Source organism: Photobacterium obscurum, assembly GCF_026191635.1.
GTDB classification, from domain to species: domain Bacteria; phylum Pseudomonadota; class Gammaproteobacteria; order Enterobacterales; family Vibrionaceae; genus Photobacterium; species Photobacterium obscurum.
Map to the genome: position 1 here is coordinate 309,820 of NZ_JAKRRW010000002.1, position 19,551 is coordinate 329,370.

Consider the following 19,551-nt stretch of genomic DNA (forward strand, 5'->3'; position numbering starts at 1 on the left):
TTTTGCGATTAATAAAGTAATCAAATCGAACTAACACAGATAGATGGGCTAAGCGATATTGTGAATTTGATGTGATTATTTTGGTGCCAATGGACAGAGCTAGGTGTATTAGACATGCAAAAGTATGTTGTGAATAGTTAGTAACTAAGAACCTGTTAAGCATGACGAAATTAATCATTCAAGAATTTATCTCAGCCAGGTCAGTCATTGTTATCATCTCCTGGATTTTCCTTGCCATGGCAATCGCTGTGGTGGGGAGTTTGTACTATTTCCTAAGTTCGCTAGATAGGCTTGCCGAGACAGAAATCAGGCAAAGAATGAACTTGGCTCTTAAAATCGAAAGACTGCATAGACAAGAGTTGCTTGAAGAGTATTCATATTGGGATGAAGCTTATGAGAAGATTGTTGTAGAGCATGATGCTCAATGGATTGAAAAAAACTCTGGAGATTACCTTCTAGAAAAAAATGGCTTTGACTTTAGCGTCGCGGTTGAAGAAGGAAATCAAGCCTCCTACCTGACGAAAAATGAAGATGCGCAGCGGCTTAGCTTTGATGAAATTATGGCTCAAGGCCTCGCGGAGCTGATGAGTATGTCAGGAAAATCAGACTCGGATACCAAAGCGGTAAGCGGCTATTTACTTTTAGGAGAGAGTCTTTATTTGGTTGCAGGAGGCCCGTTTATTGATGAGGAAACAGGGGCTCCTAGAGCTGGCTCTTACTTGGCGTTAGGTACTCGGATGGATAACGAGTACGTAAACATGCTTGCTACCAACTACCAGTTGTTTGAATTGAAGCTTGACTGGATCGTAAAAAATCAACCTCATAGCATGACGTTACGCTCCCCTATGGGTAATCAGATTGGTCGCTTTTCATGGAAGCCTTACTCACCTAGCAGAGATATTATCCCTGCTGTCATCTTAGTTATGGCCGTCTTCTCATTGGTAATTATCCTTGTGACTCGACATATTCTGCAAAAGGAACAAGCCAATAGAACGAAATATGAAGACAAACTCTATTTCGAAGCCACCAGAGATGCGCTTACTAAGATTAATAATCGAAGATACTTCATGGAAATGGGGAACAAAGAGTTCCACTTATACAAGCTTCTGGATAGGCTTTTCACCGTTGTTGTTCTCGATATCGACCACTTTAAGGAAATTAATGACAATTATGGACATAGAGTCGGGGATAAAGCGTTAATGCACTTTACCCAACTGAGCAGACAGGGGCTGAGAGAGTCAGATATTTTCGGAAGAATTGGGGGAGAAGAATTTGCCATTGTCTTGCCTGATACCAATGTTAAGAGTGCTGTTGAGGTAGCTAATCAGATTCGAACCTTGCTTGTGGAAAACCCATTGCATATTGACGGCAATACCATCCATATGACAGTAAGTGCTGGTATAGTGACGTTAAATAAACAAGCAAACTTTGAAGTATTGCTCGATCAAGCGGATAAAGCCTTATACCAAGCAAAAGGCTGCGGTCGAAATCGGGTTATGCTCTATAACATATCAACTACGATAGATACGCTTTAGCAGTATCGGTGTGACGAGGGTGGTCAGTACCGCCATAATAACAACAGCGGAAAAGATATGTTCGATGACAGGTGATTCTACCGCATGGCTGTCAAACAGCCCGGCTTTGAGCGCGATATCGGCGACAACCAGCTCGACGGCTCCACGGGCACTCATGCCTGCGCCGATGGCCGAGGCTTCCTGCCATGAGAGCCCGACATAGCGAGCAGCAGCTCCGGCACCGACAAACTTGCCAATGAAAGCGGCAAACAACAAAGCAGCGACAAACACCGGCACCTCAAAGATGGCTGTAAAGTCCAGGTGCAGCCCTATCGAAGCAAAGAAGATCGGTGCCAGAAAGCCATAGGTCATGGCGGAGGTTTTGTTGCGAACGTCTTCGTAAGCAGACGCATCTATGGTTTTGCGCTCAAAGAACAAGCCAGCTACAAAAGCCCCGATAATATAGTGCAGCTCAAGCAATTCGGCGAGGACAGAAAAGGCGAGCGCCCAGACTAAGAGTGCGCTGAAGTTAAATTCTTTTTGTTTGATCCCACGCATGAAGCGACCGCCGAACGGAAATACAAACACACCGATGACGATGGTGATGGCAAAGAAAGCGAGCATTTTGAGCACCAGCAGTGCTATGGCATAGCTGCTGGTAGGTTCGGCCCCGATGAGGGCAGTCAGCCAGGTAAGCAGGATCAGGCTCAGGACGTCATCGAACACGGCTGCTGAGACGATGATCTGGCCCGATAGTGATTCGAGTTTTCCGAGATCCATCAGAATGCGAATCGTCGCCGGAACCGCGGTTATCGCCAGTGCTGTACCAAGAAATACGCTCTGGGCAAAGAAGGCGTCCGACTGCGGGAGAAATATCCATCCTAAGCCAATGCCGAGCAGCATAGGAAATACCATGCCAGAAACGGCCACCATTACGGCTCCCCGAGAATATTCGATGAGCCGACTTGGCTGAAGCTCAACGCCTGCGTACAGCATGATAAAGAACATGCCAAGTTCAGTAATTGTTTCAAATATGGGGCTGTGGTTGAGCTCGGCGATATGGGGGATAAAATCGGCGTATTGTGCTGCGGTGGTACCGAGCACGATACCGGCGATCAGCTCGCCGATCAGGGCCGGTTGCCCAATACGTTCTGCTATCTCACCGAAGCTTCGCGTGGTAACGAGAAGAACGAGTAGGATGAAAAAGAGTTCCATGATCGCTCCCCATACTCAGCAGGTACTCAGTTATGACCGCGGCGCTTTTTAAGCTGAACTCCTTAAAAATAGCGTAATTTGTCGAAGTAAGGGACAATTACCAACAATAAAAATGCCGCCTAGTTGAACCTAGGCGGCAAAGAGCAAGAGGAGAATATAATTATTGTTTTCAGCTAGGTTTATTTCACTTGTTACTTCACTTCTGGGTAGGTCTTATAGCGAACACCCATCATTTGCTCCATACAGTGTACGACCTGGCAGCTGTATCCAAACTCGTTATCGTACCAAATGTAGAGCACGCAACGCTTATCCTGAGCGATAGTGGCAGCGCCATCTACCACACCGGCATGGCGTGACCCAACGATGTCGGTTGATACGATTTCAGTCGATTGGGTATAGTCAATCTGGCCTGATAACGGTGAGTTAAGTGCCATCTCACGTAGGTAGAGATTGAGTTCTTCAGCTTCTACGTCAGAATTTAGGTTCAGGTTGGCAATTGCCATCGAAACATTCGGGGTAGGGACACGAATGGCATTCCCCGTTAGTTTACCGGTAAGCTCAGGCAGTGCTTTTGCAACGGCTTTTGCGGCACCAGTCGAAGTCAGCACCATATTCAGCGCAGCAGAACGACCACGGCGCTCTCCGTTATGGAAGTTGTCGATCAGATTCTGGTCATTGGTGAATGAGTGAACAGTTTCGATATGGCCTGAAAGGATCCCGTATTTATCATTGACCGCTTTCAGAATTGGCGTAATGGCGTTAGTGGTACAACTCGCAGCCGAGATGATTTGGTCTTCATCATGAATAGCGGATTCGTTGACGCCGAATACAACGTTTTTGATGTCACCTTTACCAGGCGCCGTCAGCAGTACTTTTTTCGCGCCTGCACAACCAAGGTGTTGGCTCAGGCCTTCAGTGTCGCGCCACATCCCCGTATTATCAACAACAAGCGCATTGTCGATACCGTAGGCTGTGTAATCAACCTCGGCCGGGCTATTTGCGTAAATGACCTGAATATAGTTGCCATTAACAATAATGGCTTTACGTTCTTCGTCAACGGTGATGCTTCCGTTAAATTGCCCATGAACAGAGTCACGGCGCAGCAGGCTAGCACGTTTCTCCAGATCTCCGACTTTACCACCACGTACAACAATTGCTTTAAGACGTAGGGGATAGCCCTGGCCACTTTTTTCAATCAGCAATCGAGCTAACAGTCGGCCAATTCGACCAAAGCCGTAAAGAACAACATCACGGGGTTCGACGGATTGAGAACTGCTGAGTGATTCTACTAATGCTGTCTGCAAAAAGTCACTTAGATTACTCGCATCTTCTTGGCCTTTCCAATAATCGTAAGCTAGCTGGCCGACATCGATTCGACACGGTGACAGGTTAAGTTCAGTTAACGCTTCAATTAGTGGGAGAGTTTGAGATGGAGGTAACTCGCTGCCAGTGTAACGACGGGCAACGCGGTGTGCTTTGATAATGTCGATGACAGAAGCATTGACGATTTGGCGGCCGAAAAGAAGGACTTCTACGCCTTTTTCGCGGTATAGCTGGCCAAGAAGTGGTGAGATGGATTCTGCATTTGTTTGGCTAGACTGCCAGTCAAGAAGGTATTTTTCCGGACTCATCTTTACTTAGAACCTTTCACGTATGGGGAAGAAAAACAGGTGATTATCCTGTTAGGAACTGTATTTTTTATGGCTGCAAGTGTAACGTTTGCGTTGTTTTTATCCTAGTAAAATTAATGACTTGTAAATGTGATCTTTGTCGGTGAAAAGGGGTGATCTTTGTCATATTTATGGTGAAAAATCCCGTGTTAATAGGACAAGGTGATCGCACTTATTTTTTAACGATTTATTTACTTTTGGTGTTTTATTCAAACAATTAGTGACCAGATTTGAGCAAATGTAACTACTAAACAGTGAGATTTGTCGTTAGCTATATTGCTAGCGGGTGTGAAGAGACCAAGGGGGCGTTGTTAGTCAGATTAAGCGGTAATTGAACGTGAAGTGGTGCTCCAACATCATCTGTGACTTATAGCTGTGTCTATGAGGCACACTTTTAGCTATTGCCCCTTAAGTCGCCCATATGGCTGGGTTTATCCTTTCTCAAAATCGCATTGCATTATGCGTTTTGGCAATGCGTACCTTTGTAAGACGAGGGTTAATCCATATTTTTCAGGGTGTTAATGGGGTTTACTCTTGGCAAGAAATTTGCTCCGTTTGATTTAGGTACAGCAGTATGACCATAAAAAATAACCTCAGCGGTTTTCTTGGTTCCTGAAATATTATGATTTAGGAGTTAGTATGAGGCGAATACAAAACATTCAAATAATCTGGATAATTACAATGTTTACTTCCTTATTGTTTAGCTCTTTGCCAAAGGCACAAACGGTAGGGACCAAGCATGCAGTGAGTGCCGAATGGCTAAACAACAAGCTTGGTAGTCATGATGTTATCATTTATGACACTCGCCCAACGGAAGAATATATTCTTGGACATATTCCTGGAGCTATTAGTTTTCCTGTTAGTGATACATATATGGTTAATAATGATATTTACTATGTTAAAGATAAGAATAAAATCACGCCACTGCTACAAAGCAAAGGATTGAATAAGCGTAAGCTGGTGGTGCTATATGATGACGGTCGCTTGCTAGATGCGGCTCGTATGTTTTGGGTAATGGAATTATACGGCCATAATAATATTGCAATTCTTGATGTAGGTTTTAAGCAATGGCGGAAGAATTATAGTTATACTAGGCAAGTTAGCATGCCTATCCGTAGCAATTATCTACCTGTTTTTAACTCTGATACGTATGCTAGTACAATGGTGGCAAAGGTAGCCACTTATAGCCTTGATTATCAACTCTACGACTCCAGAACATTATCCGAATTTAAGGGAAATCGCTCAGTTACGCATGTTTATGGTCATATTCCTCGTGCCCGTCATTTATCAATCGCGGACTTTTTCGTTTCAACAAATGAAGGAGAAACAATATTAAAGCCTCAAAATGAACTGCTTGAGCTATTTTCTTCCCTTGATAAGAGTAAAAAAAATATCACGTACTGTAATAGAGGAAAAGCAGCAACATTAAGTTATTATTTGCTCAAGCGTTCAGGTTTCGATGTCGCTCATTATGATGGATCGTGGCTGGATTGGTCTGCGAATAACCTTCCTACTGAGAAATAGGCGAGATAGTTATTATGCCTGATTTATTTATGACTTCAAAATCAGTTGAATCAAAATTGTATGAAAGAATGAGAGCCAGAAAAATTTCTCAGGGTGTTTTGGCTCGGAAAATATACATGGTAATAGGTCTGATTATGTTTATATCTGTTGCCACTGCATTGCTTTTAACATTCAAGAACAGCACAGAAAGAGTTGTAAAAGATGTGCAAGTACTGATGAATGCATCAAGTAAGTTAATTATTGATGCTGCACTTTTTGGTAGTACTGAAAAAGCTATAGAGCTAAACCGGTTACTAAGCAACTATGAGGAGGTCGGTTCTCTTTCAGTTTATGATTTCAATAATAACCTACTGCATTTTTATGTTAAAAATAATGACCCGTCAGCCATTAATCATGCACTTCCATATCAGGACGGTGTGTCATTTTTGAATATGAACTATAAATTGGGCTATCCATTGATGTTTAATAATAAGCCTGTTGCAAAATATGTTGTGCATTACTGTTCAGTTCAGGCTATTTATAATATGTTCCAGCAGTTGGCATTGTTTGCATTTCCATTTATTACTATGCTTGCATTCATTCTGTATTATATGCACAAAAAGATAACTAAACCTCTGAATGCTTTGATAGAAATATTACCAAATGTTGGTGAAGGAAATGTTGCTATTGATGGTTTGAAAATATTGGAAGGGGAGGTAGGGTGTTTGGCAAGAAAAATTCAAACTGTTGACCGTTCAATTCATCGACGAGATGAAAAAATGGCAGCATTAAATAATCGCCTTGCTGAAAAAACCAAAGAACTGAATACGGCCTTAAAGCTCAAAACTGAATTTATGGCGAATATGAGCCATGAAATTAGAACTCCGATGAACGGGGTACTTGGCTTCATTCAATGCCTCGAAGGAAATCCGTTGGATGATGAATCAAGGCGGCAGGTTACCTACCTCAAAGATTCTGCGACCTCGTTGCTTTCTATTATCAATGAGATTCTGGATTATTCAAAAATTGAAACTGGTAAGGTGGAACTTAGGTGCGATGATTTTGATCTAGGGAGGCTCGTTAAAAGTTGTATTCATACGGTTCAGAATGAGGCATCAAAAAAAGGTTTGTTGCTTGATTATCATATAGATAGGCAAACAGCCACTATGTACCGTGGAGATGAACATCGGATCCGTCAGGTCTTAATCAATTTACTGGGTAACGCCGTGAAATTTACCCACAAGGGTAACGTAAGTCTGGAGTTGACCTTAGTTGGGGATAGTAAGAAAAGTAGCCGTTTTTCAATGAAGGTACAGGATACTGGTATCGGCATTGAAGCGGAAAAATTATCATTTATCTTTGATTCATATACCCAGGCCGATGGGTCAATTTCGCGCCAATTTGGTGGTACAGGACTTGGGTTGGCTATCTCCAGTCGTCTGTGCAAATTGATGGGAAGCAAGTTGAAGGTAACGAGTCAACCTGGGAAAGGGACAGAGTTCTCTTTTGATGTGACGTTGAAAAAAAGCCCAGAGTCTACCACTAAGATGGTTAACGAAACGGTTGAGATGGATCTTTCATTGTATTCTGACAGGCATATTTTGGTTGCGGAAGATAGCCGGGTAAATCAGCAATTGATAAGAGCCCTTTTGAAAAGTCTGGGCTTGGAACAGGTGACAATTGTTGATGATGGCTTGCAAGCATTGAATTTTATGAAGGCAAATAATGTCGATGTAATTCTGATGGACTGCCAGATGCCGAATATGGGCGGCCTGGAAGCCACGGAGAAAATTCGTGCTTTATCAACCAATCAGCCTCCCTCCATTATCGCGCTGACCGCCAATGTTCTAAATGATGAGAAAAAACGGTGTTACAACAGCGGAATGGATGACTATGTCGCAAAGCCGATTGAAAAAGTTAAATTGTACGCAAGTCTGGAAAAAATGTTAGGGCGTACTGGCAATTCAAATTTTAGCAGGCGAAGTCTGTAAAAACTCGCAACGTCAGTACACCCAATACAGCAGTATTTACTTAATGTTAGGACGGATAAATGGCACCGAGGCAAGCCACTTGTTGTGCCCCTGTCACTTCGGGTAAGTTACCCGGTAACTGGTGTAGGGTACGGTATGCTAACCAGGCAAAAGCCATTGCCTCCATGTTATCAATATCAACTCCTTGTTCTGCTGTCGTCATTACTTCCCAATCAGGTAATAGTTTGGTTAATCTATCCATTATCAACGGGTTATGGGCTCCGCCGCCACAAACAAGCAATTCTCCAGGGGACTCTTTGTTGACGTCATTGGCGATGGTTAGGGCGGTAAACTCGGCTAAGGTTCGTTGAACATTCTCAGGGCTGATCTGGCAATCTTGAAGGTGATCTGTCAGCCAAGTCAGGTTAAATAATTCTCGACCAGTACTTTTCGGAGGCTGGAGTAAAAAATACGGATCGCTTATCAGTGAGTGGAGCAAAGCCATGTTGACTTCCCCCGACTTTGCCCAATTGCCTTCTTTATCATAGCGCAGGCTCTTGTGCTTGTTGATCCACGCATCCATTAACATATTTCCCGGTCCTGTATCATAACCCGTAACTGGCTTTCCTGGGCTTAGAACAGTGATATTGGCTATTCCGCCGATATTTAAGATGACACGGGATAGGTGTGGTTGGCTAAACAACTGTTGATGAAATGCGGGTACGAGCGGTGCTCCCTGACCGCCATATGCCATATCTTTGCGCCTGAAATCGGCAATCGTTGTAATACCTGTTTTGGCTGAAATGATATTGGCATCGCCAAGTTGCATGGTGAAGGCGTATTCTGAATCCGGTGAATGAAACACCGTCTGCCCATGGCTACCGATGGCTTTGATCGAAGATGCTTTGACTTGGGCTTTGTCCAGTAATGCGAGGACTGCGTCAGCAAAGAGGTGGCCTAGTCGGTGATCAAGTTCGCCAATTGCCTGAAGGTTCGTTGGCTGCCCTAAGCAAATATCGAGTAGTGACTGCTTGAGGTTTTCCCCCATAGGAAAGGAATGTTCGCAAAGCAGCTGAATATTGTTGTCTTCTATCTCGACTAATACCGTATCGACGCCATCCATACTGGTACCGGACATGATCCCGATGTAACGTTCTCTTCCCATCTTTGCCCCTATGATGTGCAAATGACTGTTCAATAAGTGTTAATACCAAACTGAATAATCTACATGGTCGAGAATATCACCGCAACGGTTATTCGAAGATGCTTTTGTGGTGGGCTGGGGTGGCGTTCGAGTCGTGAGGCTGTGTAATTCTGGCCAGTCGCGACTGGCCAGAAATAGACTTGTAGCAAATCCACAAATTAGCTGAATGGTTAGATAATTAATGGAATTGGCATTATTGGTTAAACGGTTGTCAGCAGCAACCCTTCTTTGCCGGCTAATGTAATAGACAATATCCCATCTTTTGTCTGCCACTCGTCATTCGTTAGCTGATCTTTGAGTAGTGCGTCTTCAAGGCCTAGTTGCCACAGAGGTACCTCGATAGTCTTGGCATTCGAACTATTGTTGATTAGGCAGATATTCACCTCGTTGTTCAGTGTGCGGGCAAAAGCAAGATGCTGATGTTCAGCCACCAACCACTGAAGGCTGCCTTCCTGTAAAGATTTGGACGCTTTCCGGATCCCAATTAGCTTTTGAACGTATTCAAACATCGGGTGGGAGTGTTCTGCTCTTTCCCACGGGAAACAACGGCGGTTATCAGGATCCTGACCGCCTTCAAGGGCAACCTCGGTGCCGTAGTAAATGCACGGGGTACCGATGTAGGCGAACAGCATCAATAATGCGAGTTGCATGGTTTCACTGTCGTTGCCCAGCATGGTCAGAAAGCGCATCGTATCATGGCTGTCTAGCTGGTTTAGCTGTGATAGCTGGTTAAGCCATGGAATTTTACTGCGCGCTTCGTTTAGCCAGTCGACTAGCTCCTCTGCCTCAATCTGGCAGTTGTGATAGGCAATATCTTTTTGGGCGAAGAAAGCACGAATTGGGTGGGCAAAACCATAATAATTCATTGCGCCATCTTCTTGATCACCTTGCAGCCAGTTGCTCGCTTCAAAAAAATGCTCCCCCAGCACATAACAATCTGGATTCACGGACTTGGCGGAATCACGGAACGCTCGTACATAATGGGCGTTATTGGTGGCGCCAGCGCCTTCACCAAGCATGTGGATAACATCGAAGCGCCACGCATCTACATTGTAAGGTGGGCGAAGCCATTGCTTGATAACCGCGTTTTCTCCGGCATAGATATAGTTTTGTACCTCAGGATTTGAGAAGTTGAGCTTTGGTAGGGTAGCGATACCATTCCAGCCGATATAATCGTTGCCGTTCCCCGCGAATTGGTAGTAGTGGCGATATTTGGATTCTGGATGGTTATAAGCTCCGGGCTCCCCCTTGTTGCATTGGTACATATCAAACCAAGGGTGGTTCACCGAGGTGTGGTTGTATACTGCATCCAACATGATTTTCATATCACGATTGTGAAGATCGGCTACCATCTCGGCAAATTGCGCATTGGTTCCTAGGTGCGGGTCAATCTGTTGGTAATCGGTTGTGTCATATTTATGGTTGCTGGGCGCCGTGAAAATTGGGTTCAGGTACAGGGCCGTAACGCCCAGCTCCTGAAGGTAATCGAATTTGTCGTGAATCCCCTTTAAGTCGCCCCCGTAAAATTCGTTTGGGCCGTTGACGCCATGTTCTGAGACGGATTCGCCCCATTCTTTGGCGAGAGTTGGGCGCTTATCACCTTTAAGGCAGTATTCTCCCGTGCGGACACTGATGGACGGATCACCATTGGCAAATCGGTCGGGAAAGATCTGGTAAAAGACTTGTTGCTTCACCCAGGCTGGTGGTTGGTCTTGGCGGTTGTATTTGAAGTGCGATTCTTTGCCTGGTACTCGTGGTGAAATACCATTGCCGTGAAGCCACCACTGACGGCTGTTCTGCATTACTTTAAAACAATAATGAGTGAGTGGCTTATCGTTATTTAGCGGAATTTCACCATGCCAATACTGTAATCGACCACGAGTTTCTCCGCGTTCCATATCAACAAGCTTTTCTTCGTTGTCTGGCTCACAACGAATGAAAATAGCCGAAATTAATGTGTCAGATTCACTAACTAGAGTTAGCATCATGCTGTGCGGGTTAGGAACAACCCAGAACGCATCTTGTCCGTGGTATAAATAGGGCGTTTTCATCATTGTAATTAATAGCCATGTAGAGTGTCATTGATAACAAGATACTGGCTTGCAGACAAAAATAAATCCCCCCCAAGGACAAAAGATCCGGCGTAGCCGGGGAGGCGTAGATAGGCTATGAGATCAGATTGAACAGCGACTCTGGCGAAAGGACATTTCTTTTTGCCGGAGTGGCATGCTGTCAACGAGCTCGGTGAGGTAGTTCCAGTTAGTTTCTTCCCCCCAACGGTATTTTTCCAAGCCATCTTTTCCGATCAGGATGGCGGTATGGGTATCTGTCGCAATATTGTATTTTTGCTCAAGATATCGAATATCGTCAGCACTGAAAAAATTTGCTGGTTGATTAAACCCGTCGCGGGTGATGATAACGGTTTTGATGTCTCTTTCTTGAAGTTGGCAGCCATTCATCAGGGTTTGTTTGATGAACTCTTGAACGTAGTGATCTTTTTCAGGAGCAAAGAATAAGATGCTGCGATGATTCCAATGAAGCGAATCTGCCGGATAAGAAAAGCTGGCAACGCTAAAAAGAAGTAGTGCTGAGTACAAACAACAATTTATAACTTTCATTGTTGCCCTCCTGACTCTGTCAGTCCTCCCCGCCGTGCTGTCAGGGAGCAATACAAATAGTAACGGCATACTTGGCGATTTGGACCATCGCGGGTGTGACCAGTTACCATCAAGCGATAAATGTATTAAAACCAGTATAGTCTATGGAATGAGAGCACAATTTTACGCATTTGTGCTAGTACCTTATGTGGCAAGGTACTAGAAGTAGCTAAGTCATGCTTTAATGAACGGTATATTGATAGAGATGCTCTGATACGTAATCAATGAAAACGCGCAGGCGAGCTGGCATAAATTTAGTCTGGGCAAATTGCAGTGCAATGTCGCCTTGGTAGTTCCCTTTAATTGTCCAGTCGCTAAGCACTTCTTTAACAGTTCCTTCTTCCAGTGCTTTCTTGATCACAAAGTCGGGAAAAATTCCGATACCTAATCCATCGATAACGCCCTTCAGGCGCATTTGCGAGTGGTTAACCGCATAGCGCCCTGTTACCGGTATAGTATGGAAAAGATCATCTTTGACAAAATCCCAGATATGGTCGGTGGCTGTTTCCCCTAGGTAAATACAGTCATGCTTATGGAGATCTGTCGGAACGACAGGTGTGCCACGTCTCGCGAGATAATCAGGGCTCGCGCATAGGCTTAGGCTTACTTTCCCGAGCTGCTTTAGCACCAGTCCTTCAGTGGGCTTTTCGGTTAGGCGGAAAACGACATCGATTCCTTCTGAAACCAGGTCAATCTCGCCGTCAGATGCTTTGAGTTTTAACTCGATGTCGGGGTACTTGGTCAGAAACGGGGTGACCAGCGGTTGCAAGACAATACTCAAGAAGGCCTTAGGGGCTGCAACCGAGAGCGTGCCAGAAGGCGTCGTATGCTCTGAGCTGGTGAATTCGACAATTTGTTTGGTTGTATCGAGGATCGCACTACATTGATCGTAGATGCCTTTACCGGATTCGGTGATCACTAGCTTGCGGGTTGTTCTCTCAAGCAGCTTGGCCGATAGCGTATGCTCAAGTCGCGAGAGCTGCTTACTCAGTGCCGACGGGGTGACGCCTAGCTTTTTGGCCGCTGCGGTAAAGCTGCCTTCATCAACAACAATTTTAAAAACAGCCAGTTCTGGCATAAGGGCAATCAGTTTATTTGTGTCCATAGTTCAATAGTCCTTTTCCAGGTCAGGGGATAATAGTCTGAATGCGCTTGAATTAGAATGGATGGAGTTCAAACATCCTGTTAATTGAACATTTTTTCAGGTAAATCACCTAACCTGATTATATGGATTATTGCTTGGTGAATGCGGTTAAGGCTTGTATTCACCTAAGTCATTATTGAGAGGAACATCATGTCAGCTGCATTCTACGACCAAATCAATCAGCAAATAGAACAAGTAAAAGCTGAAGGTTTATACAAATCTGAACGTATAATCACATCTGCACAAAAAGCGGCAGTTTCTATCCAGTCGGGTGAAGAAGTTCTTAACTTCTGTGCGAACAACTACCTTGGCCTTGCCAATCACCCTGATCTTATCGAAGCGGCTAAAGCGGGTATGGATCAGCACGGCTTCGGTATGGCGTCTGTACGCTTTATCTGTGGTACTCAGGACTCTCACAAAGAGCTAGAGCGCAAGCTATCTAACTTTCTGGGAATGGAAGATACCATTCTTTACACTTCTTGCTTCGATGCCAACGCCGGACTTTTCGAAACTATCCTAGGCGCTGAAGATGCAATCATTTCTGATGCGTTGAACCACGCATCGATCATCGACGGTGTTCGCCTATGTAAGGCTAAACGTTTCCGCTATTCCAACAACAACATGCAAGAGCTGGAAGAGCAGCTAATTGCGGCTAATGAAGCGGGTGCTCGTCATAAGCTGATTGTTACTGACGGTGTATTCTCGATGGACGGCGTAGTGGCGAACCTTCCGGCGATTTGTGATCTTGCAGACAAATATGATGCTTTGGTCATGGTTGATGATTCTCACGCTGTGGGCTTCATGGGCGCAAACGGCCGTGGTACTCACGAATACCATGATGTGATCGATCGTATCGACATCATCACAGGTACGTTGGGTAAAGCAATGGGTGGGGCATCAGGCGGTTATACTGCTGGTAAGAAAGAAGTGATCGACTGGTTGCGTCAGCGTTCTCGTCCATACCTATTCTCTAACTCTGTAGCACCTGCGATTGTTTCAGCGTCTATCCGTGTACTAGACCTACTTGAAGAAAGTGGTTCGCTACGCGATCAGCTATGGGACAACGCGGCTCATTTCCGTGCACGTATGGAAGCTGCCGGTTTCACCATGGGTGGTGCTGATCACGCAATTATTCCTATTATGCTGGGTGATGCGAAAGTCGCTGCTGAATTTGCAGAGCGTGCACTAGAAAAAGGTATCTATGTTGTTGGGTTCTCTTTCCCTGTTGTACCAAAAGGCCAGGCGCGTATTCGAACTCAGATGTCTGCTGCTCATACCCGTGAGCAACTTGATAAAGCCATCGATGCATTTATCGAAGTAGGCAAAGAGATGGGCATCATCTAAACGGTTTCTCACCGTTAAACTGCCGAAACAAAAGTCAGGGGTGAGTAGAATATACTCCAATAAAAAAAGTGGTAACTCACTCCTGAAATCTTCAATCCAATAAAGAATTTGTTGAGATAAAGGTCATGAAAATTAAAGCTCTTTCTAAGCTAAAGCCTGAAGAAGGCATCTGGATGACAGAAGTTGAGAAGCCTGAGTTGGGCCATAACGATCTGCTTATCCGAATCAAGAAAACAGCCATTTGTGGTACTGACGTTCATATTTATAACTGGGATGAATGGTCTCAGAAAACGATCCCTGTACCGATGGTTGTTGGTCACGAGTACGTGGGTGAAGTCGTTGGTATTGGCCAGGAAGTTCGTGGCTTTGAAATTGGCGATCGTGTTTCAGGTGAAGGCCATATTACTTGTGGTCACTGCCGTAACTGCCGTGGTGGCCGTACTCACCTTTGCCGCAACACCACAGGTGTTGGTGTAAACCGTGAGGGGGCATTTGCAGAGTTCCTTGTAATTCCTGCGTTCAATGCGTTTAAGATCCCTGATGAAATTTCTGATGATCTTGCATCTATCTTCGACCCGTTTGGTAATGCTGTACACACTGCATTGTCGTTTGACCTTGTTGGTGAAGATGTACTGATCACTGGTGCTGGCCCGATTGGTATTATGGCAGCGGCAGTGGCTAAGCACGTTGGTGCTCGCCATGTTGTAATCACAGACGTTAACGAGTACCGCTTGGATCTTGCTCGCGAAATGGGCGTGACCCGCGCGGTGAACGTTGCCAATGAAAAGCTTGAAGACGTGATGGCAGATCTAGGCATGACTGAAGGTTTTGATGTTGGTCTAGAAATGTCTGGTAACCCTTCAGCCTTCAATAGCATGCTAACTGGCATGAACCATGGCGGAAAGATTGCTCTGCTGGGTATTCCACCATCAGATATGGGTATCGACTGGAACCAGGTGATCTTCAAGGGACTGATTATCAAGGGCATCTATGGTCGTGAAATGTTTGAGACTTGGTATAAGATGGCGAGCCTCATCCAGTCAGGTCTGGATCTGACTCCGATCATCACTCACCATTACAAGATTGATGACTTCCAGCAGGGCTTTGATGTCATGCGCTCAGGTATGTCAGGTAAAGTTATTCTTGATTGGGAATAAGCCTTTCCAGCTAGTAGATTAGATATAGAAAGCGAGCCATTTTGGCTCGCTTTTGTTTTTTAAGTTGTTGAACAGGGAGAGATGTTCTCAATCCAGCCTGATAAGATTCTTGCTTGCTTGGTTGCATCAAAATTCTGCTCAATGTTCTTACGTGCCAATTGCCCCATTTCAAGCCGTTTCTCCTCGGGCAGGGAAACGAACCTCTCTATCGCCTGAGCAAGTAAGAGCTCGTCCTTCTGGTTTACCAGCAAGCCAGTATTGGGGCCGACGATTTCCTTGCATCCCATAATATTCGTAGTAATAACGGGGAGACCAACTGCCATGGCCTCTTTTAAAACGACAGGGCCAGTATCAATCAAGCCTGATGCTGTTGAACAGAAAGGAGCCACAAGACAGTCATATTGAGGAAGGTTTGCTTGTAACCAACTAGGTTCCTTGGCACCGAGAAAGTGAACATAGGGAGTTAGTCCCAACTCTGATGCTTGCTGGCGTAGATCTTCGGCTAGCTCGCCATCGCCAATGATATCGATTGATATTGGGTATTTTCCGCATAATCCTTGCAGGCTACGTAATAAATAGCTGACGCCCTTGGCTTCGATAAGGCGACCTACAAATACAAGTTGTATGTTGTTACGGTTTAGTTTTGGTTGCGGTTTGAATAGCGTGGTTTTGACACCACAATGAAGCAGCTTGATATTATTGTTACTTAGCTTGATGAAATCTTGTTTCATGTCATTGCACACGGCAACGGTAAAATCACTGCTGTCCAATTTTAATCGAACATCAAAAGGGGACTCGTAAATATCATGGCCATGGGCAACAAAAGAGCAGGAAATGCCGATGAGTTTTGCCGCTGCAATGCTATGCGACGCTGTATGTTGGGCAAAGTGTGCATGAACATGGTCAATATTGAGTTTGGCCAATTGAGAAGCGAGTTTGATGCTGTAGAGGAATAGTGAACGTTTGGGCATCGACTTTTGGCTCAGAATAAAACGCATAAACTGAATCAACTGGCGAGGGGTCATTCGAGTAATGAAAGCCAAGCTAAAAAATTGGCCAATTTCATAGATAGGATATTTGAATTTTTGAGCTGAAAGATGTTTTTTGAAGGTCATCATACATACTTTATGACCACAAGCTTGAATTGAGTCTATTTCTGTTCGAATAAACGTTTCGCTTAGAACCGGAAATGTCGGAGCAACAAAAGCAATTTTCTTCATTGTCATACTCTCAAAAATACTTGGTTACACTAGAAGAGCAATAACTATGCCTACAATAGAAAGCATCAGTAGGGAGGATTCTTTGCATATTGCAATGCATATAAAAAAATGTGGCCGTAGTGTGTTGAAGAAAGGTCGGGGGGAGATTTTATTGATTGTTATATAAGTAACGCTGTCAAATGGTTTGTGATTTTAAGGTGTTGTTTTGTATGTCTTTTATGTTGTCAGTATTATTCGTTTTAGTTCGGTATGTGGTATCAGCTCGCTGTAGTGCTGGTTAGGTATAAAAACTGCTGATATTGATGCTATACAATAAATAGGAATTATATTATGGATAAAGTTTCTGTTGTGATACCAACCTATAATTGTTTACCTTATTTACCAATAGCGATCGGAAGCGTTTTATCTCAGGACTACAAAAATATTGAAATTACAATCGTTGATGATAATAGTGATGATGGTACTGCAGAATATTTAAAACGAATAAGCTCGGAACATAGTAATGTTCATGTTATTACAACTAGCGGGGTTGGTGCGGCTTCAGCACGGAACCTAGCAATAAAACAATCTAAGGGGAGGTATATTGCTTTTTTGGATGCTGATGATTATTGGTACCCGGGGAAAATTTCAGCTCAGCTGGCAATACACCAGCGAAACAGAAATATTGCTTTGAGCTTTACTAACTATGACCACCTGAATCAGAGATATGACAAGATTATTGATTGTTTCTCATATTGGAATCAGCTGGATGATATTGATTGTCCAGTTCATTTTATTGAGAACCCTTTAGATGAGATTTTTGCTCATAACATAATAGGGACCTCGACAGTCATGATAGACAAGAAAGTATTCGAGGTACTTGGTGGGTTCAATGAAAAAATGACGTATTGCGAAGACTGGCAATATTGGTTGAAAGTATGTGAGTGTTTTGATATCGCAGCCTTAACGAAGACATATACAGGTTATCTTATGCGGCAAGGCTCGATTACCCAAACTGACGCAAAGCGGTTCAACCACTTAGTTTCTATTTCAAAGGTTATTGATGATTATCAGCAAAACAATAAAACCATTAGTAAAAAATCAATTTCGCTAGCGAGGGCTCGGCTTAAAGAAGGTTATGCAGATTACTTTAGAACAAGAGGGGATTTGTACTCAGCTTTACACTATGACTTACACTCCCTGTTGATAGACCCTCGGTTGAGGCGGATTAAAAACACGCTCGGTAATCTTAAAAAGATACTTACGGTTAATAAGCCTCACTTTAATTAATTGGCTTTATTAAACACATGTAGTTCAAATATGCGGTTGAGCGACAAGGTTTTCTGTTATCAAAAGCCAGCTCTCTGGCCAAAGAAGGATTATTATGAGTGCCTTAAAACAGTCTGCTTATTATGGCGTTGGTATCATAATGATGAAAGGGGTGTCACTATTGATGATCCCTTATATAACCCGCCAGTTGTCACCACACCAATTTGGGACATTGGAGAGTCTAGTATTGCTGGCTGACTTTGTTGCAATTCTTGCAGGGATGGGAATTGTTGAGGCCTTGCATCGTTTTGTCGGTAGCAGTGATGATAAAGAGAGAAAGCAGCTCATCTCGAATTGCTTCACGATGAGTTTGTGTGTTGCGGGGGTAGGCATTGTACTGGCTTCGCTAATGCTGCCCTGGCTACTTGCGACTTTGCCCGTAGAGCTCCGTGGGTATCAAGTCATGTTAATTATTGTCCCGGCACTGCTAGATGGGGTGATTGCAATCCCGATGACCCTAATGCGAATGCAGGCTCTGGCAAAGTGGTTTTGTTTAGTAAGTGTAGTTAAAGCCGTTATACAGGCATTGGTAAGCATCGTAATGCTTGAACTCGGGTGGGGGATCGATGCGATTTTGATTGCATCAAGCACTTCCAGCGTTTTGCTCTTGCTTTGTTTATTAAGTTATCAGTGGCGGCAAATGGGCTCACTGGGGCATCTAGGTATGTCCGCAAAGATATTGAAGTACGGCGGGCCGGTTGTTATCAGTACCATCGGGTTATACGCGATAACGGGCTTGGATCGCTGGATATTGGCTGCTCAAGTTGGAGTAGAGTCGTTGGCTGTTTATGCGGTTGCTGTTAAATTTGCCTTGATTATGAGTTTACTGATGCAGCCATTTACACTGTGGTGGTTTCCGAATAGATTTCAAATATTGCAGGAGCCAGATGGAAAGCGACGCTGTGCTGATAATGCAATGCTTGGAACCAATCTTGGGATTTATGTCACCGCGGCGATGATATTGACCGTGCCGGGATTGATTGGGATCTTTTTGCCAGATGAGTATCATCTTTCTGCATCCCTGGTTGTGGGGCTACTGCTTGTTAGCTGTCTGAAGAATGCAGGGGATCTACTTAATTTAGGCTGTTATAGCGGAGACGCTAATTCAGAGCTCGTATGGATCCAATGGGGGTGCGCAGCGGCTGCTGTAACCGGTTATCTTTTGTTGATCCCCCAGTATGGTATTTGGGCTGCCGTTTGGGTATTAGCTGGCGTTTATTTATTGCGCTTGTTGTTGCTATATGTATTCAGTCAGGCCAGTCTGCCTCTTCCATATCACTATGCAAATGTGTTTAGAACTCTCCTGGTTTCAGTGATCGCCTATGTGGCCCACCTGATTGCTTCACCACATCTTAACTACTGGGGAAGTTTATGCGCTGGAGGAGTATTAAGTGTCATCATGCTGGTGGTTCTAGTTCGATGTCAGGTCTTTCCTAATGTTATTAAGAACGGTAGGAATAGGACAACCTACTTGAATATAAAGCGAAATTTATCTACGTAAAGATGCTGATTCATGCGACTTAATGAATTTATCGGTGATATTCATCACCCCAGAGAGTGATGTGGTTCACGAAACCTGATATACTCGCCGCGATCACAGGGCTGAAGCTGCCAAAAATGGGCAGCTTTTTTAATGCTTGATAAA

Annotated in this window: 14 protein-coding genes; 7 read left to right on the top strand and 7 right to left on the bottom strand. The window is 44.2% G+C overall.

Features of this window, described 5'->3' with window-relative positions:
* Positions 1 to 161: 161 nt before the first annotated feature.
* On the top strand, positions 162 to 1,535 hold the full coding sequence (locus MD588_RS03625; RefSeq protein ID WP_265695487.1) for a sensor domain-containing diguanylate cyclase: 1,374 nt from the start codon (positions 162 to 164) through the stop codon (positions 1,533 to 1,535).
* On the opposite strand, the gene MD588_RS03630 is transcribed toward MD588_RS03625, so the two are convergent.
* Together MD588_RS03630 and MD588_RS03635 are read right to left on the bottom strand one after the other, a co-directional pair.
* A complete protein-coding gene (locus tag MD588_RS03630; RefSeq protein WP_265695488.1) occupies positions 1,512 to 2,729 on the bottom strand; it encodes a cation:proton antiporter in 1,218 nt (405 codons plus the stop codon). The genes MD588_RS03625 and MD588_RS03630 overlap by 24 nt on opposite strands.
* A gap of 191 nt (positions 2,730 to 2,920) precedes the next feature.
* On the bottom strand, positions 2,921 to 4,360 hold the full coding sequence (locus MD588_RS03635; protein ID WP_265695489.1) for a glyceraldehyde-3-phosphate dehydrogenase: 1,440 nt from the start codon (positions 4,358 to 4,360) through the stop codon (positions 2,921 to 2,923).
* A gap of 720 nt (positions 4,361 to 5,080) precedes the next feature.
* Here MD588_RS03635 and MD588_RS03640 point away from each other — a divergent pair.
* Both MD588_RS03640 and MD588_RS03645 read left to right on the top strand, forming a co-directional pair.
* Positions 5,081 to 5,923: a sulfurtransferase gene (locus tag MD588_RS03640; RefSeq protein WP_265695491.1), complete on the top strand. Its 843-nt coding sequence runs from the start codon at positions 5,081 to 5,083 to the stop codon at positions 5,921 to 5,923.
* 14 nt (positions 5,924 to 5,937) lie between these two features.
* Positions 5,938 to 7,893, top strand: a complete 1,956-nt coding sequence (locus MD588_RS03645; protein WP_265695493.1) for an ATP-binding protein — start codon at positions 5,938 to 5,940, stop codon at positions 7,891 to 7,893.
* Between the two features lie 46 nt (positions 7,894 to 7,939).
* Here the strand turns inward: MD588_RS03645 and MD588_RS03650 are convergent, their stop codons facing one another.
* The 4 genes from MD588_RS03650 to MD588_RS03665 form a co-directional block, all read right to left on the bottom strand.
* On the bottom strand, positions 7,940 to 9,037 hold the full coding sequence (locus MD588_RS03650; RefSeq protein ID WP_265695500.1) for an anhydro-N-acetylmuramic acid kinase: 1,098 nt from the start codon (positions 9,035 to 9,037) through the stop codon (positions 7,940 to 7,942).
* A gap of 239 nt (positions 9,038 to 9,276) precedes the next feature.
* Positions 9,277 to 11,127 carry a maltodextrin glucosidase gene (gene malZ, locus MD588_RS03655; protein ID WP_407676538.1) on the bottom strand — a complete coding sequence of 617 codons (1,851 nt, stop codon included), beginning with the start codon at positions 11,125 to 11,127 and terminating at the stop codon, positions 9,277 to 9,279.
* Between the two features lie 123 nt (positions 11,128 to 11,250).
* Positions 11,251 to 11,694, bottom strand: a complete 444-nt coding sequence (locus MD588_RS03660; RefSeq protein ID WP_265695502.1) for a DUF4174 domain-containing protein — start codon at positions 11,692 to 11,694, stop codon at positions 11,251 to 11,253.
* A 220-nt stretch (positions 11,695 to 11,914) separates the two neighbouring features.
* On the bottom strand, positions 11,915 to 12,838 hold the full coding sequence (locus MD588_RS03665) for a LysR family transcriptional regulator (RefSeq protein ID WP_265695503.1): 924 nt from the start codon (positions 12,836 to 12,838) through the stop codon (positions 11,915 to 11,917).
* Between the two features lie 189 nt (positions 12,839 to 13,027).
* Here MD588_RS03665 and MD588_RS03670 point away from each other — a divergent pair, with 189 nt between their 5' ends.
* Positions 13,028 to 14,221: a glycine C-acetyltransferase gene (locus MD588_RS03670; RefSeq protein WP_265695504.1), complete on the top strand. Its 1,194-nt coding sequence runs from the start codon at positions 13,028 to 13,030 to the stop codon at positions 14,219 to 14,221.
* Between the two features lie 125 nt (positions 14,222 to 14,346).
* Positions 14,347 to 15,378: an L-threonine 3-dehydrogenase gene (gene tdh, locus MD588_RS03675; protein WP_265695505.1), complete on the top strand. Its 1,032-nt coding sequence runs from the start codon at positions 14,347 to 14,349 to the stop codon at positions 15,376 to 15,378.
* A 59-nt stretch (positions 15,379 to 15,437) separates the two neighbouring features.
* Here tdh and MD588_RS03680 read toward each other — a convergent pair whose 3' ends face one another.
* A complete protein-coding gene (locus tag MD588_RS03680; protein ID WP_265695506.1) occupies positions 15,438 to 16,598 on the bottom strand; it encodes a glycosyltransferase in 1,161 nt (386 codons plus the stop codon).
* Between the two features lie 330 nt (positions 16,599 to 16,928).
* Here MD588_RS03680 and MD588_RS03685 point away from each other — a divergent pair, with 330 nt between their 5' ends.
* Both MD588_RS03685 and MD588_RS03690 read left to right on the top strand, forming a co-directional pair.
* The gene (locus tag MD588_RS03685; protein WP_265695507.1) at positions 16,929 to 17,867 is read left to right on the top strand and encodes a glycosyltransferase family 2 protein; all 939 of its coding nucleotides are present in this window, start codon (positions 16,929 to 16,931) and stop codon (positions 17,865 to 17,867) included.
* 94 nt (positions 17,868 to 17,961) lie between these two features.
* Positions 17,962 to 19,407: a lipopolysaccharide biosynthesis protein gene (locus MD588_RS03690; RefSeq protein WP_265695508.1), complete on the top strand. Its 1,446-nt coding sequence runs from the start codon at positions 17,962 to 17,964 to the stop codon at positions 19,405 to 19,407.
* Positions 19,408 to 19,551 lie beyond the last annotated feature (144 nt).

Coding starts and splice junctions, on each gene's coding strand:
- MD588_RS03690 (WP_265695508.1), top strand. CDS start 17,962: ATGAGTGCCTTAAAACAGTCTGCTTATTATGGCGTTGGTATCATAATG.
- tdh (WP_265695505.1), top strand. CDS start 14,347: ATGAAAATTAAAGCTCTTTCTAAGCTAAAGCCTGAAGAAGGCATCTGG.
- MD588_RS03635 (WP_265695489.1), bottom strand. CDS start 4,360: ATGAGTCCGGAAAAATACCTTCTTGACTGGCAGTCTAGCCAAACAAAT.
- MD588_RS03680 (WP_265695506.1), bottom strand. CDS start 16,598: ATGAAGAAAATTGCTTTTGTTGCTCCGACATTTCCGGTTCTAAGCGAA.
- MD588_RS03645 (WP_265695493.1), top strand. CDS start 5,938: ATGCCTGATTTATTTATGACTTCAAAATCAGTTGAATCAAAATTGTAT.
- MD588_RS03650 (WP_265695500.1), bottom strand. CDS start 9,037: ATGGGAAGAGAACGTTACATCGGGATCATGTCCGGTACCAGTATGGAT.
- MD588_RS03665 (WP_265695503.1), bottom strand. CDS start 12,838: ATGGACACAAATAAACTGATTGCCCTTATGCCAGAACTGGCTGTTTTT.
- MD588_RS03630 (WP_265695488.1), bottom strand. CDS start 2,729: ATGGAACTCTTTTTCATCCTACTCGTTCTTCTCGTTACCACGCGAAGC.
- MD588_RS03685 (WP_265695507.1), top strand. CDS start 16,929: ATGGATAAAGTTTCTGTTGTGATACCAACCTATAATTGTTTACCTTAT.
- malZ (WP_407676538.1), bottom strand. CDS start 11,127: ATGAAAACGCCCTATTTATACCACGGACAAGATGCGTTCTGGGTTGTT.
- MD588_RS03640 (WP_265695491.1), top strand. CDS start 5,081: ATGTTTACTTCCTTATTGTTTAGCTCTTTGCCAAAGGCACAAACGGTA.
- MD588_RS03625 (WP_265695487.1), top strand. CDS start 162: ATGACGAAATTAATCATTCAAGAATTTATCTCAGCCAGGTCAGTCATT.
- MD588_RS03670 (WP_265695504.1), top strand. CDS start 13,028: ATGTCAGCTGCATTCTACGACCAAATCAATCAGCAAATAGAACAAGTA.
- MD588_RS03660 (WP_265695502.1), bottom strand. CDS start 11,694: ATGAAAGTTATAAATTGTTGTTTGTACTCAGCACTACTTCTTTTTAGC.